This is a genomic window from Filifactor sp. (assembly GCF_057248345.1).
This window is the reverse complement of the sequence record NZ_DBHIIC010000011.1, coordinates 19577-34771: the sequence shown is the minus strand read 5'-3', so window position 1 is coordinate 34771 and position 15195 is coordinate 19577. Positions and strand designations below refer to the sequence as shown.

Genomic DNA, 15195 nt, shown 5'->3' with positions numbered 1-15195 from the left:
ACGAACAATATGTCGTCACGACCACCATTGCCACCGAACCATGAAGGAAATAATATGGGAGAAAATTCTCCAAATATAAATGACAGCACGAGCAATATGTCGTCACGACCACCATTGCCACCGAACCATGGAGGAAATAATATGGGAGAAAATTCTCCCAATATAAATGACAGCACGAACAATATGTCGTCACGACCACCATTGCCACCGAACCATGAAGGAAATAATAGGGGCGATAATTCTTCCAGTACAAATGACGTCACAAATAATACATCATCACAGACAGAAGACAAGGAAACCTATATCCGAATCGGTGGAGGGAATCTGACCATTATCAATGAGAATGGAAGAGATGCTGACGGACTCGACTCAAACGGAAGTATCTATATCGATGGTGGAAATATTCGTATCAGTTTACCGGGGGAAGGTACTAACAATGCAATAGACTATGGTAGTGAAAGTGGAGGAGAATGTATTGTGACAGGAGGTACGGTATTAGCTTTTGGAGGTTCCGGAATGGTAGAAGAGTTCAGTGCAAATTCGACACAATGTGCGGTACTTTATAATTTGGATTCTTCTGTTGCAGGCGGTACTATATTTCGAGTACTTGATAAAAATGGAGATGAAATCATGTCTTACGAACCTGTAAACAATTACACATCTGTTGGATTCAGTTCACCTGAGTTGACAGTTGGAAAAACCTATTCTATTATGTATGGTAATCATACTGATGAGTTGACACCGGAATCGTTAGCGGTATCGGTAGGTACTTCCGGTGGAATGCAACCTTCACATATGGGACCGGGAGGTCAGCAGTCATTCTCTACAAACAGTGGAGATTCTACTTCTCGACCTCCGGCTCCTCCAAATGAATCGACAGAAACACAAGATCAGAACAATCGTAATGATTCTTTTTACGGAAGAAACGTAGAATCTTTTTCCGATAATACAGAACAAACGGAAGGAGAAACAAACCATGATGGTTTCGCTCAAAGTGACAAGCAAGGACAGTCGACAGAACTGGTCGGTTCAAAAGATACTACTGAGGCAGATACTTCCGAAACAGTTTCAAGTGGATTGGTATCAGTACAAGATGTTGATATGGATGTTTGGATCTTGTTGGGGGTGTGCGTTTTCATCTTGTCTGCCGGTATCCTATTTGCAAAAAACTACCGTAAAAATGGACAGTGAATAAGATGTCATAATGGTTGATAGAATGAAACTCTTTTGTGAAATATGGAGTAAATTTATAATTGATTGAAAAATGAGGTGTGTACGATGAGTAATGTTTATCATCAAGTTAAAAATTGTTTAGAAAATCCTGATTCTATAGAACTGTTTTGGGATTCGAATGCACTTGTTTGGATTGATTGGAGAGAATATGATGAGGACATCATCCGTTATTTTAATGAGATGATGGAGGACAAATTGGAACTTGAAATGATTGATAACGAGAAACCTTACGGGGACGATATCGTCCTTGTGAAAGGAACGGAAAAACTCCAAATTCCCTATGAAGACGAGATGAATAGAGATACTACTATAAAATATCTGAATGAGTTTATCAAACCGAATTATGAAATCAGGTGGTTTTTAGAAAGTCTTGGTAATGATACGCTTGGGTTTGTATTGTTACAATTGTATGAATGGAAGAAACTGGAAGAAGAGTTTGACAATAATACATTAGGTTCCTATTTCGCACCGATTACCTTGGACAGTAAGATGTTTGATTTAGAGATGAATGAAGGCTTAGAAGTGCTTGAACTTAGAAATCGCAATGAAAGGATTGATTTTTCACTGCTTATCGAATGGGTGAGACTGTCAACAAATGAAATTGAGTTAAAACTGCAAAGAGAAAATGGACAACTTGATAGTAAGCGTTACTTTGAATTAAAGAAACAGATAGAAGATGCAAAACAGGACTTTCAAAAGAACTATCCGGTGATTCAGTTTTAAGAGACGGGGACTGGTATCAATTTAATGTCGATATGGATATCTTGCACCATACCGACAACGGATAAGTATAAGAAGGATATTTTCTGTGAAAATCATCCTACAAAGAATTGTTTTTATGGAGCAAGTTAATATAGAGTTATCATGTCGAGCTGATATTATGAATAATCGTAACAGTCGACAGATAGGGGTATTGATGTATGAGGAAAGATTCTCATTTCATCAATACTCATACATAAAATGAAAATCAATCGATTTAAATATAAAAAACGGAATAAACGGTAACCCTTGCCAAATAGCTTCCTCATCAAATTTTTATATTAAAAAGGTAACATGAAAAAGGACAGATGTCCTTTTTTCATGTATAATAGTAACATCAGTATTAAACATCATGATAGTACATTATTTATACAGAGATAGAGAGGAGTAAGTTTTTCTGAATCCACATTTGTATGGCTTGATTGTGTGCAACTGTAACGGAGTTTTTTCGTGGGAGAGAAAAATTGATGCACAATTCCTTTGCACCAAAGGTTGGTCATTGTAACGAATGGAAAATCAGGATAGATTTTTACGGATTCTACAGAAACTATGGAAAAATATGACGGATGAAATGTTATTGCAAGAGGCAAAAAGGGCAAGAGAGTATTCTTATTCTCCTTATTCAAATTTTCAAGTGGGAGCTGCTCTGTTGACAAAGGGTGGAAAGGTATACTTGGGATGTAATATCGAAAACGCAGCCTATACACCGACAAATTGTGCAGAGAGGACAGCTTTTTTCAAAGCAATCTGTGATGGAGAAAGGGAGTTCATCAAAATTGCCGTTGTGGGAGGCAAAGTTGGAGAGGATGCCAAACAAACATGCACACCATGTGGCGTATGCAGACAAGTGATGATGGAGTTTTGTAATCCTGATACATTCCAAATTGTACTGTCAGATGGAAATGACGGATGTCAGTCCTATTCGCTAAAAGAAATATTGCCGATGGGTTTCGGGCCTAATGATTTGAAATAAGATAAGAGGAGGAACAACGGTGGAATATGTAATTGAAATGAATCATATCACCAAAAAATTTGGAACATTCAAAGCAAATGATGATATTACTCTCCAGGTAAAAAAAGGAGAGATTCATGCGTTGCTCGGAGAAAACGGAGCAGGAAAATCCACATTGATGAGCGTTTTGTTCGGACTATATCAGCCGGAAGAAGGGCAAATCAAAATGAATGGGCAAGAAGTGAAAATCAACAATCCGAATGACGCAAATCTGTTAGGAATCGGAATGGTGCATCAACATTTTAAATTGGTACATAATTTTACAGTTCTTGAAAGTATTGTACTTGGACACGAAACAGTAAAAAACGGTGTGTTGAAAATGGAAGATGCTCGAAAAAAAGTGATGGAGCTGAGCGAAAAATATAAGTTCAAAATAGATCCGGATGCATTTATATCTGATATTACCGTTGGAATGCAACAGAGGGTAGAAATCTTAAAAATGTTGTACTGTGACAATGAAGTGTTGATTTTTGACGAACCTACTGCCGTATTGACACCACAAGAAGTCAATGAACTGATGAAAGTGATGTTACAGCTTGTTCAAGAGGGAAAATCCATTATTTTTATCACTCATAAATTGAATGAAATCAAAGCGGTAGCAAATCGTTGCAGTGTTTTGAGAAAAGGAAAGTATATCGGAACCATCGATGTGGCACAAACATCCAAAGAAGAGATGTCGGAAATGATGGTAGGTAGAAAAGTTGATTTTATCATAGATAAACAAGAGATAAATCTTGGGGAACCGGTATTGGAAGTGAAGAACCTGACCATCCATTCCAAACAGAAGAGAGAGTCTGTAAAGAATGTGTCTTTTACTGTACGAAGAGGCGAAATTTTGACCATTGCAGGGATTGATGGAAACGGACAATCGGAATTGGTGTATGGCATTACAGGTTTGATGCCGATTGAAGAGGGAGAAATCTTCCTAAATCAAAAAAATATCACAAAAGAGAGTATTCGACAAAAATGTTTGGACGGTCTTGCTCATATTCCGGAAGACAGACATAAAGATGGTTTGGTTTTGGATTATACCTTACAAGAAAATCTGGTATTACAAAGTTACTACACAAAAGAGTTCCAAAAGAATGGATTTTTGAAATTTGATGCTATCAGACAGTATGCAAAGAAACTGATTGAGAAATTTGATATTCGTTCTGCACAAGGAGAAGACAGTATCGTAAGAGGAATGTCAGGTGGTAATCAACAGAAGGCAATTATTGCAAGGGAATTGGATAGAAATCCGGAAATTGTTATTGCAGTGCAGCCGGTAAGAGGACTGGATGTAGGTGCAATCGAGTACATTCACAAGCAATTGATTGCACAAAGAGATTCCGGAAAAGCTGTTCTGTTAGTGTCTTTGGAACTTGACGAGGTAATGAATGTAAGTGACCGAATTCTTGTGATGTACGAAGGAGAAATTGTAGCAGATGTCAATCCTACAAATACGACGGTAGAAGAGTTGGGATTGTATATGTCAGGTGCAAAAAGGGGTGTGGGATATGAAGCATAAGAGAAATATTTTTGGGGGAGAACAAATAGCAAACCTTGGCTCATCCCTACTTGCGATTATTTGTGGACTGTTATTCGGTCTAATTATCTTGTTAATCAGTAATCCAACCGATGCTTTTGGCGGTTTTGCCATGATTGTTCAAGGTGGATTTACTGATGGAATACAGGGAATCGGACAGGTGTTATATATTGCAACACCGATTATTATGACGGGATTATCTGTCGGTTTTGCATTCAAAACCGGATTGTTTAATATCGGAGCTTCCGGTCAATTTACCATGGGAGCATTTGCAGCCATCTATGTTGGTGTGAAATGGGATTTTCTTCCAAGTGGAGTACATTGTTTGGTTGCGCTGCTTGCTGCATTGCTTGCAGGAGCTCTTTGGGGATTGCTTCCGGGACTTTTGAAGGCTTATATGAATGTAAATGAAGTAATCTCATCTATTATGATGAACTATATCGGAATGTATGCCGTGAATATGATGATTCAAAGAACTATCTATAATCCTTTGAAAAATCAATCTTTAGCAGTTGCAAAGACGGCGACGGTCCCAAAGGGAGGATTGGATCGGATTTTTCCGGGAACGAGCATTAACATCGGGATTCTGATTGTAATCGGTTTTGTAATTCTCACCTATATTATTTTGGAAAAAACAGTGCTTGGTTATGAGTTAAAAGCTTGTGGAAAGAACGAATCTGCGAGCAAATATGCGGGAATCAATGCAAAGAAAAATATTGTGTTGTCCATGGTGATTGCCGGAGCACTTGCAGGTGTCGGAGGAGCGCTCCTCTATCTTTCCGATTCCGGTAAATATTTACAAGTACTGGATATTATTTCTCCGGAGGGATTTGCAGGTATTTCAGTTGCTCTGTTAGGGCAATCTCATCCGATTGGAATTTTATTTTCCGGATTGTTCATCGGATATATTACAGTCGGTGGAAACAATATGCAGTTGTTTGATTTTGCACCTGAAGTCATTGATATTATCATTGCGGCAATTATCTATTGTGGTGCGTTGTCACTATTATTCAAAGAATTGATTCATCACATTCAAAAAAGAAAAGATAACAGACAGAAGGAGGGAGAATAAAAATGAATATATTGTATTTTGTTGTTCAACAGACCATGTTTTTTGCAATCCCTCTACTGATTGTAGCAATTGGTGGAATGTACTCTGAAAGAAGTGGTGTCATCAACATTGCTTTGGAAGGAATTATGGTGTTTGGTGCATTTACAGGAATCTTGTTCATCAATCTTACTCAAGATTATATGAGTGGGCAAATGTTGTTGATGATGGCAATTTTGATTGCCGGTGCGACAGGAGGATTGTTTTCTCTATTGCATGCCTTTGCTGCAGTCAATATGAAAGCGGATCAAACGATTAGCGGTACAGCATTGAATATGTTTGCACCTGCATTTGCAATCTTTGTAGCAAGAACATTACAAGGAATGCAACAAATTCAATTTACGGACTCTTTCCGATTTGCCAAAGTTCCGGTGTTGGGAAGTATTCCGTTTATCGGACCGTTATTCTTCCAAAATTGTTATATCACAACTTATTTGGGATTCATCATCTATCTTGTTGCAGCATTTGTCATTCAAAAAACAAAGTTCGGCTTACGCTTGCGTGCGTGTGGAGAACATCCGAGTGCTGCGGATTCTGTTGGTGTCAATGTCTATAAAATTCGATATGCCGGTGTTATCATCTCAGGAGTGTTGGCGGGAATCGGAGGTTTGGTATTTGTGATTCCAACTTCTACCAACTTTAATGCAAGTGTAGCCGGATATGGGTTCCTTGCTTTAGCAGTATTGATTTTCGGTCAATGGAGAAGTAACCGAATCTTCATGGCGGCATTTTTCTTCGGAATTATGAAAACATTGGCAAGTGGATATTCTGCTGTCCCATTATTAAAAGATTTACCACTTCCAAATGAAGTGTATAAAATGATTCCTTATGTGGCAACTCTTATCGTGCTGGCGTTCTCCTCTAAAACGTCTCAAGCACCACGAGCAGAAGGAATTCCTTATGATAAGGGAACCAGATAGTGAAGATACATTTGATAAGGTAGATACGAAAGAGAGAATGTGAGGGAACACAATGTCAATAAGAATGTATGATTTGATTATCAAAAAAAGAAACGGTCAATCCTTGACGAAAGAAGAAATTGACTATATGGTGACAAACTATGTTCAAGGAACAATTCCTGACTATCAAATGTCAGCATTTCTGATGGCAGTTTATTTTCAAGGAATGACAAAAGAAGAAACTGCTATCATGACACAAGCAGTTGCACATTCCGGAGATATGGTTGATTTGTCAAATATCCATGGCATGAAAGTCGATAAGCATTCGACAGGCGGAGTTGGAGATAAGACGACTTTAATTGTTGCACCGATTGTTGCCGCTTGCGGAGTGAAAGTGGCAAAGATGTCAGGCAGAGGTTTGGGACATACCGGAGGAACAGTGGATAAACTGGAGGCAATTCCTGGTTTTCAAACGACTTTGACACAAGAAGAATTTTTTGGAGTGGTGAATAAGACAGGCTTGAGCGTAATTGGTCAGTCGGGCAATTTGGCACCGGCAGACAAAAAACTGTATGCTCTTCGTGATGTGACTGCAACTGTAGATAGTATTCCTTTGATTGCAGTGTCCATTATGAGCAAGAAGCTGGCTGCCGGAAGCGACGGAATCGTTTTGGATGTGAAGACGGGCAGCGGTGCTTTTATGAAAACAGTGGACGATTCGATTGAACTTGCCAAAGAAATGGTTTCTATCGGTGAACATGCAGGCAGAAAGATCGTTGCATTGATTACAGATATGGATATTCCACTTGGTAAGAACATTGGGAACACTCTTGAGGTAATAGAAGCGGTCGAAACATTGAAAGGACAGGGACCGGAGGATTTGACGGAAGTTTGTTTACATCTTGCAGGAAATATGATGTATCTTGCAGGAAAGGGAAGTATAGAGGAGTGTATTCGTCTTGCAAAGAAGACATTGAAAGACGGGAGTGCGCTTAGTAAATTGGTAGATATGGTAGAGGCGCAAGGTGGAGACAGTTCTGTTATTTTGGATACGGATAAATTTGAAAAGGCACCGTTTTCTTATGATGTGTTGGCACGAGAAGACGGCTATATACACGATATGAATACGGAGAGTTGCGGGATTGCCTCTGTGATGTTGGGTGCAGGAAGAGAAACTAAGGAAAGTTCAATCGATTATACAGCTGGGATTGTCATTGAGAAAAAGACAGGAGATTATGTTAAAAAAGGTGAGAAAATCGCAGTGTTCTATGCATCGAAAGAAGAATTGTTCCAAGATGCAAACGAGAAATACCAATCTGCAATTCAGATTGGTTCTACAGAACCTGAACATATTCCTTTAATCTATGCTCGTGTAACAAAAGATAAGGTAGAGAGATTTTAGAAAAACATCATTTCTTAAATCATTCAAGAGATAAAATGATGGTATGGAGGGAAGAAATGGATACAAAAGAAATTTTAAGACATGTAGATCATACCCAATTAAAGGCGTTTGCTACATGGGATGACATTCAAACGTTGTGTGAAGAAGCAATGGAGTATCAAACAGCATCTGTCTGTATTCCACAATCCTATATTAAACGGGTACACGATAAGTATCAGGACAAAATCAATATCTGTACAGTAGTTGGATTTCCTTTAGGTTATAATTCCACTGAGTCCAAGGTTGCAGAGGTAAAACAGGCACTATTGGACGGAGCGAACGAAATTGATATGGTTATCAATATCTCAGATGTCAAAAACGGCGACTACGATAAAGTTACAGAAGAAATTAAACGATTAAAAGAAACAGCCGGACATCACATTTTGAAAGTGATTGTTGAAACTTGCTACTTGACAAATGAAGAAAAAATTGCTATATGTAAATCAGTAACCCAAGCAGGTGCTGATTATATAAAAACATCTACGGGGTTTGGTACAGGAGGTGCCACACTCGAGGATATCCAATTATTCAAGCAATATATTGGAAGAGATGTGAAGATGAAAGCTGCAGGAGGAGTTAAGAGTGTAGCAGACATGGAAGCATTTATCGAAGCGGGATGTGACAGAATCGGTACAAGTTCAGCGATTTCCATGATTAAAGGTCAGGAAACGAAGGGATATTAAAAAATAGCGTATTGTATTTGAGGAGGAAAAAACAATATGAAAAAGAAATTAGTGAGTGCAATTTTGGCAGGTCTTATGGTAGTAGGTCTGTTGTCTGGATGTGGAGCAAAGAAACCTGATGAAAATGCTGCTACAACAGACACAGAAAGCAAAGATGGTTATGAATTGGCATTGATTACAGATGTTGGTACAATTGATGACAAGTCATTCAACCAAGGTTCTTGGGAAGGTGTAAAAAAATACGCTGATGAACATGGAATCGCTTGCAAATACTACAAACCAACAGAAAAATCAGATGAAGCTTGTTTGAATGCAATTGATTTAGCAGTAAAAGGTGGAGCTAAATTGATTGTAACACCTGGATTTTTATTCGAACATCCGGTATATCAAGCACAAACAAAATATCCTGATGTAAAATTTGTTATTATCGATGCAGCTCCTGTGAATGACAACAAAGAAGTAGAAATTGGACAAAATGTTCACTCTATTTTCTATGCTGAAGAACAAGCGGGATATATCGCAGGTTATGCAGCAGTAAAAGAGGGATATCGTAAACTTGGTTTCATGGGTGGAATTGCTGTTCCGGCTGTAGTTCGTTTCGGATATGGATATATCCAAGGAGCAGATGCGGCAGCAAAAGAACTTGGACTTGCAAAAGGCGATGTAACTTTGAAATACACATACGTAGGAAACTTCGATGCAACTCCTGACAATGCTGCAAAAGCTTCTGCATGGTTCAACGAAGGAACAGAATGTATCTTCGCTTGTGGCGGTGGAGTAGGAAACTCTGTTATGAAAGCTGCTGAAACAGCAGGAAAAGTAGTAATCGGTGTTGACGTAGACCAATCAAAAGAGTCTGAAACAGTTATTACTTCCGCTATGAAAAACTTAGGAGATTCTGTATACGGTGCAATAGACAGCTTCTACCAAAACAAATTTGAAGGTGGAGTAAGCGTTGTATTGGATGCAGCTTCAAACGGAATTCAACTTCCAATGGAATCATCTAAATTTAAAACATTCAACCAAGCAGATTATGATAAAATTTATGCAGGATTGAAAGATGGAAGTATCAAAGTAGAAAAAGATACTGTTGCAGAAGATGCAGATAAAGTTCCTACAGAACTTGTTACTGTAGAAAACATAAAATAATAAGAAAAGTATGATAATAGTTAGGGGTGGGGACGAAATGTTCTCCCCCTATTATTTTAACTGTAGAAGAGGATACAACCGACACAAACACAATTTCAAAATGGAGACATCTGTGAGAGGATAAAAAGAGAGTAGACAGATAGCATCAAATAAGCGAAGGGGATTCTCTTTTTTATCAAGGATTTGTGCAAACAGGGTGTCACATCTTGTGAAGAAAGCGAAGGTATGATGGTACAAATGTCGATAAAAGTCACTTTAATCAACATGAGATAAAGAAAATATAAATCATCAACCGATAGAGTGCTGTTACTCGTTAAGGGAATTTCATTTATTGTGTCATGTTTAGGATGTGACGAAGCAAACAAATTTGATATCACAAATGAAAAGAGATTGGTTTGGGAGTAGATAAATGGATAAGTCATTTAATATGGCAGAGAAAGGAAAAAAGAAATGAATCCGGTTTATGAAAAGTTAAACAAGTGTTTTCAGAGTTTGAAAGAAAAAGTAGATTTTCAACCCGAAGTAGCCCTTATTTTAGGTTCAGGATTGGGTGATTTCGCAGAAGAAATCAATATTGTAACAACAGTAGATTATCATGAAATCGAAGGATTTCCAATTTCAACAGTAAAAGGACATAAAGGTCGTTTTGTATTCGGATATGTAGAAAATACACCGGTTGTCATTATGCAAGGACGTGTTCATTATTATGAAGGATATCCAATGAGTGATGTCGTTTTACCAACCAGATTGATGGGAATGATGGGATCGAAAAAACTGTTCTTAACCAATGCGGCAGGTGGAGTGAACACAGACTATAAACCGGGAGATTTTATGATGATTACAGATCATATTGCAACAGGTGTTCCAAGTCCGTTGATAGGAGAAAATTTGGAAGAACTGGGAACAAGATTTCCTGATATGAGTGATATCTATAGTCCAAGAATACAAGATATTATCAAAGAAAGTGCAAAACAGTTGGAAATTGGATTGAGAGAAGGAATTTACATTCAATTGACAGGACCTGCGTATGAAACTCCTGCAGAGATAAGAATGTGCAGAATCTTGGGTGCAGATGCAGTAGGAATGAGCACTGCATGTGAAGCGACCGTGGCAAGACACATGGGAATGGAAGTTTGTGGAATCTCTTGCATTACCAATATGGCGGCAGGAGTTTCGAAAGAGAAATTGAATCACAAAGAGGTGCAAGAGACGGCAGATCGTGTATCCAAAGAATTCAAAGCATTGGTGTCCTATCTTGTCCCAAGAATCTAAACAGAGTGTAAGACTTTCCACGTGCGTAGGAAGCTGAAATGTTAAAAGAAGAGAAGTTGTTGTTGTGATACGACAACTTAACCGAACACCATAGCTCTTAATTATCCAATATCATGCTTTCTATTCGAAATACTACATTTTTACTTTATTTGTGTGCATACAATCGTAAGAGAGATATTTTGTAAAGAGTAGACAATATGATATGTTATTCTAAAAATGGAATAGAGGAAAATCTTATTTAGAGATTTTCATGGGTAGATTTATTGAAAAGCTCCGTACTGCTTGTTTTGGTAGGATGATTATTCTACAAACAGGCAGAGCGAGCTTTTTTTGTTTATCCTACTAAGTTAATACAAGAGTGGTTTCTATGGACGATTTTTTATCATGATTCCGTTTTGATGAATTGTTTTGAAGGAGGGAAATCAATTTAGGTGGAATATGGACACTTCCTCTATTACGATATTATCGTAGGATTGATTTAAAAAGTTCAAAAAGAAGATGGAAATTTCATTTGTTTGTATGTAAAAGTAGAAGACTGTAGTTTTTTTGTAGAAATCAGAATCCTTAATATTGTGTTTTGTAAGCGAGTTTGATATATTGGGATAAGTACAATTGAGGGATGAATTCAATCAATTGTTGTAGAATAAATCGGGTAGAATACCAAATGAATTGTGAGAGATAAAAGTATAATACCGTCTGTGTATCGATGGTGTTTACAAATGAAGTACCATGATGGACTTTGTTTTTTAGCTTAAACGATATCTTAAGAAATTGAAATAGCCTAGCTTAAAAACTGCTCTATCAAGTTTTTAGGTAAAACCGGATAGACAATCAGTTGGAGGAAAGGAGTATTTTTTATGGGAAATAAAAGTTTGAAAGAAATCTCAATGCTGAGAAGTATTGTAATGCTGATGGTCATTACCATCCATTTTTTGAATCTTCCTCATGTCAGTTTGCAGATGGGAAGTTACGGACAAGGTTTTTATGTAATATGGCGAGCGATGTTAGTTTGTGCAGTTCCATGTTTTATGTTTTTGAGTATGCTGATGGTATCGTACCATGCCAGAGAAAAGGAAGGGTTTGAGACGATGAAATTTTACAAAAAAAGAATTTATCGTATTGTAATACCTTATCTTGCATGGAGCATGATATACTTGGCGTTTTACTATATTGCTCATCGATATACAAAGGAAGATTTTGCACAAATATCTAATTGGATATATTGGTTGGGTTATGGAAAAGCAAACGACCATCTCTATTTTATGATGATTATGTGTCAATTTTATCTTCTGACACCATTACTTTACCCACTAGCAAAAAAATATCGAAATTCTCTTGGAATAGCGCTTGGGATTGGATTTTTTCCTCAAATAGCAATCTATTGGTTAAACAGATTGTATATTCATGAAGTCTATCCTCTGTTTACGTCTTCTTTTGCATGGTATTGGTGTATCGGATTTTTAGGATTGTGGTTCGGATTTGAGTACGAAAAAAATATTACTTTTTTCAAAAAACATTTCAAATCCATTATTGCCTTGAATACGATTTCATTTGGAATTCACTTCTTTTACAGTAATAAGTTGTGGCATCAACTATGGGAAAAAGTATACTTTGATACATTTCCTTACACTGTTAATATGTATTCCTATATGTTGTTGTGTATTGTATCACTACTGTTATTTTCCATAAAATTATCGAATTCTGAGAAAAACGGATTCCAAAATAAAATCAATCATTTCTTAAATGAAGTATCCAAGTATTCTTATGGAATCTATTTAATGCACCCATTGTTTATGTTTGTGTTGCGAAAAAAATTGACGACAAGCAATCCATATCTTTGGCTTCCAATTATATTGATAACAGTTCCAATGTTGGCATATCTTTGCGGAATCATTACGAAATATGGAGAAAAATTACCGGTTGTGTCCTATGCATTTGGTGTAAGTCGAAAGAAATAAGATGGGCTATTCTGATGGTCCATAGTTTTTTTGGCAAGAGATTGGAGCATATCTGCCACAGTACTGTTTTTTCAGGATGTTATCACGGTTTCTATGTGATGACAGATTTGTGATGATAGAGGTGATTTCTCAAAAAAATTTGATGGATTTCAACTGTTATCAACCATGATTTGTATCTTGTACCTTCATCAGAGATAGGAGTGCATGGAGTTTTAGCGTTTCGGACAGTAAAAAATATCATATTAAAAGACCTCCAAACAAAGATTCAAAATCTAATGTAGGAGGTCTTTTTTAGTAGGGGACTGATTCTTATACCGAAGGAATCATTCTTTTTGAAAGCAGACGACATCACTATGATAGTATCATTTTTGAAACTGGTTTTGTAACAACAGATAGTTGTTGAAACGACAATGTTATCGTAATAAGAGTGATTGAACGAAAGGAAAATTGGTGTTATCTTACACAAACGGCGTGTTTTCTCACTTCATAAAGAGGTTTGAATGTTGTTTCAGAAACCCAGTAACGAGATTTTATGCCACGAACATTGTATGGGTCTACAACCAAATATTTCTTTGTGACAGGATCATATCCTGCAAGGACTAAGGCGTGGTTGTTTCTCAAATAGGTTCTCGTTGTTCCGTTAATTTGATAGTTTCTATAATATGGTTTTCTCCAATATAAAGTTACATAGGCAACGACAGGATGACCTTGATACAATTCTTGCACCAGTTCTTCCGTATTCTTTCCACTTAAATCTACAACATCTGCACCGTAGGATGTTCCATAGTCTGCAAGCGGTTTTGGGAAAATGGTGGTTCTCAGTTTTGCGTTGGGAACATAGGGAGATCCTGCAAACGCAACTTCAGGATCGTTTTTGTGTCGCGGGACACGATCTAAGTAAGAACGAATAGACATATCTTTGCAATAACCTTTGGAACGTAAGCACATCAATAAAGAAACAGGTTCGCATCCAACCGGAGCAACGACCGGTGTCATTTGACTGATATGCGTAACATTCAGCTCTACTTTGTAGTTTTGTGGCAGTTCTTCATCATAGAACAGTTCGTACATAATTTTCATCGCTTCACCTCGAGTAAGCACCTGGTTTGGAGAGATCAACTCCCCGCTTTTGGAATCTTTCCAACCTGTTTTTGTCAATATTTTTATTGTTCTGTCTGACTCAATATTGTGAGATTGTCTTAAGGTATCGTAATTTTGACAAATCTGAACAACTCTTTGTCGACTCAAAGGAGAGGACAGGAATTTTTCGTTCAAGGAAAGAGATTCCAATAGTCCGTTCTCATAAAGTTTTGAAATAATCGGTTGAAGTGATGAATTTTGAAACTCTATGCTTGATTCAGCTTTTGGAGGAACATATCCGATAGGATCCAAGGATGTTTTTTTAGTAGAAGTCTCGGAAGATATCGATTCATTGATGTTAGTTTCGACCGAATTTCCTTGTGACGTGGACCCGTTATTTTGTTTCAAAAAATTCTGTTCTTTCATCGTTTGTTCTAAGTTGAGTGGACTACCTGCAGTCGAAGTTTCTGTATTTGTTGTTGTGTTATGATTCTTCTCTTTCGGAGGATAGAGTAATGACGGTTCTGATAGATTGATATTGTCATATAGTGTGATTAAGAAACTTTCCATTGAGATCGGTTCTTCCGGATAAAAAGAATTATTTCCCATACCGGACACAATTTTATTATCATGAAAATATTCTATATAAGCTTTTGCCCAGTGGGTAGTTGTATCCCTAAACTCTACAGCAAGTGATATGGATGGAAGTACAGATAAGACTATAGATAACAATAGAATACCTAATATTTTTCGACACATTTCAAAAACTCCTTAAATAATAAATTTTTTTATTGATATACTATCATTGGTAACCATATCTGTCAAATGTATTTTGATGAAGGAACGCAAATTTGAAACATTCAAAACAATCGTTTTTGACAAAGAACAGACAGAAGAATCAAAAAGCAGAAAAAATGTATTCTGCACAAACAGTCTTGAATCAGTATGAAAAAATGATGTATTAGCAAGTATTCAACCGTAATACTAAGAGCGGATGTAAGGGTATAAATAAAGGCTTCAGATTATAATCAGAGTAATAAAAAATTGTCTTAGATGTTTTATTCAAAAGAATA

11 protein-coding genes and 1 pseudogene are annotated in these 15195 nt (G+C 37.1%); 11 read left to right on the top strand and 1 reads right to left on the bottom strand.

Annotation, left to right across the window (positions count from 1 at the left end; translation table 11 throughout):
• The 11 genes and pseudogenes from ACO5GE_RS03670 to ACO5GE_RS03620 all read left to right on the top strand — a co-directional run.
• Positions 1-1191, top strand: a pseudogene (locus ACO5GE_RS03670) (hypothetical protein); the annotation flags it as partial.
• Positions 1192-1278: 87 nt separating this feature from the next.
• Complete coding sequence (locus ACO5GE_RS03665; protein WP_484829578.1) at positions 1279-1956, top strand: hypothetical protein; 678 nt, start codon at positions 1279-1281, stop codon at positions 1954-1956.
• A 544-nt stretch (positions 1957-2500) separates the two neighbouring features.
• Positions 2501-2965: a cytidine deaminase gene (cdd, locus tag ACO5GE_RS03660; protein ID WP_484829577.1), complete on the top strand. Its 465-nt coding sequence runs from the start codon at positions 2501-2503 to the stop codon at positions 2963-2965.
• A 19-nt stretch (positions 2966-2984) separates the two neighbouring features.
• Positions 2985-4514 (top strand): ABC transporter ATP-binding protein, encoded by a 1530-nt coding sequence (locus ACO5GE_RS03655; RefSeq protein ID WP_484829576.1) that lies wholly within the window; start codon positions 2985-2987, stop codon positions 4512-4514.
• Positions 4504-5604, top strand: a complete 1101-nt coding sequence (locus tag ACO5GE_RS03650; RefSeq protein WP_484829575.1) for an ABC transporter permease — start codon at positions 4504-4506, stop codon at positions 5602-5604. Before ACO5GE_RS03655 ends, ACO5GE_RS03650 begins: the two co-directional genes overlap by 11 nt.
• Before the next feature lie 2 nt (positions 5605-5606).
• Positions 5607-6560, top strand: a complete 954-nt coding sequence (locus tag ACO5GE_RS03645) for an ABC transporter permease (RefSeq protein ID WP_484829574.1) — start codon at positions 5607-5609, stop codon at positions 6558-6560.
• Between the two features lie 58 nt (positions 6561-6618).
• Complete coding sequence (locus ACO5GE_RS03640) at positions 6619-7941, top strand: pyrimidine-nucleoside phosphorylase (RefSeq protein WP_484829582.1); 1323 nt, start codon at positions 6619-6621, stop codon at positions 7939-7941.
• Between the two features lie 56 nt (positions 7942-7997).
• On the top strand, positions 7998-8663 hold the full coding sequence (gene deoC, locus ACO5GE_RS03635; RefSeq protein WP_484829573.1) for a deoxyribose-phosphate aldolase: 666 nt from the start codon (positions 7998-8000) through the stop codon (positions 8661-8663).
• Between the two features lie 36 nt (positions 8664-8699).
• Positions 8700-9812, top strand: a complete 1113-nt coding sequence (locus ACO5GE_RS03630; RefSeq protein WP_484829572.1) for a BMP family lipoprotein — start codon at positions 8700-8702, stop codon at positions 9810-9812.
• 450 nt (positions 9813-10262) lie between these two features.
• A complete protein-coding gene (locus tag ACO5GE_RS03625; RefSeq protein ID WP_484829571.1) occupies positions 10263-11084 on the top strand; it encodes a purine-nucleoside phosphorylase in 822 nt (273 codons plus the stop codon).
• Positions 11085-11941: 857 nt separating this feature from the next.
• Positions 11942-13042, top strand: a complete 1101-nt coding sequence (locus tag ACO5GE_RS03620) for an acyltransferase (RefSeq protein WP_484829570.1) — start codon at positions 11942-11944, stop codon at positions 13040-13042.
• 453 nt (positions 13043-13495) lie between these two features.
• Here ACO5GE_RS03620 and ACO5GE_RS03615 read toward each other — a convergent pair whose 3' ends face one another.
• Positions 13496-14881 (bottom strand): C39 family peptidase, encoded by a 1386-nt coding sequence (locus tag ACO5GE_RS03615; protein ID WP_484829569.1) that lies wholly within the window; start codon positions 14879-14881, stop codon positions 13496-13498.
• Between the last annotated feature and the right edge of the window lie 314 nt (positions 14882-15195).

Excerpts from the sequence above, each read along its gene's own strand:
- cdd (WP_484829577.1), top strand. The coding sequence starts at position 2,501 with ATGGAAAATCAGGATAGATTTTTACGGATTCTACAGAAACTATGGAAA.
- ACO5GE_RS03620 (WP_484829570.1), top strand. The coding sequence starts at position 11,942 with ATGGGAAATAAAAGTTTGAAAGAAATCTCAATGCTGAGAAGTATTGTA.
- ACO5GE_RS03665 (WP_484829578.1), top strand. The coding sequence starts at position 1,279 with ATGAGTAATGTTTATCATCAAGTTAAAAATTGTTTAGAAAATCCTGAT.
- ACO5GE_RS03645 (WP_484829574.1), top strand. The coding sequence starts at position 5,607 with ATGAATATATTGTATTTTGTTGTTCAACAGACCATGTTTTTTGCAATC.
- ACO5GE_RS03625 (WP_484829571.1), top strand. The coding sequence starts at position 10,263 with ATGAATCCGGTTTATGAAAAGTTAAACAAGTGTTTTCAGAGTTTGAAA.
- ACO5GE_RS03615 (WP_484829569.1), bottom strand. The coding sequence starts at position 14,881 with ATGTGTCGAAAAATATTAGGTATTCTATTGTTATCTATAGTCTTATCT.
- deoC (WP_484829573.1), top strand. The coding sequence starts at position 7,998 with ATGGATACAAAAGAAATTTTAAGACATGTAGATCATACCCAATTAAAG.
- ACO5GE_RS03650 (WP_484829575.1), top strand. The coding sequence starts at position 4,504 with ATGAAGCATAAGAGAAATATTTTTGGGGGAGAACAAATAGCAAACCTT.
- ACO5GE_RS03630 (WP_484829572.1), top strand. The coding sequence starts at position 8,700 with ATGAAAAAGAAATTAGTGAGTGCAATTTTGGCAGGTCTTATGGTAGTA.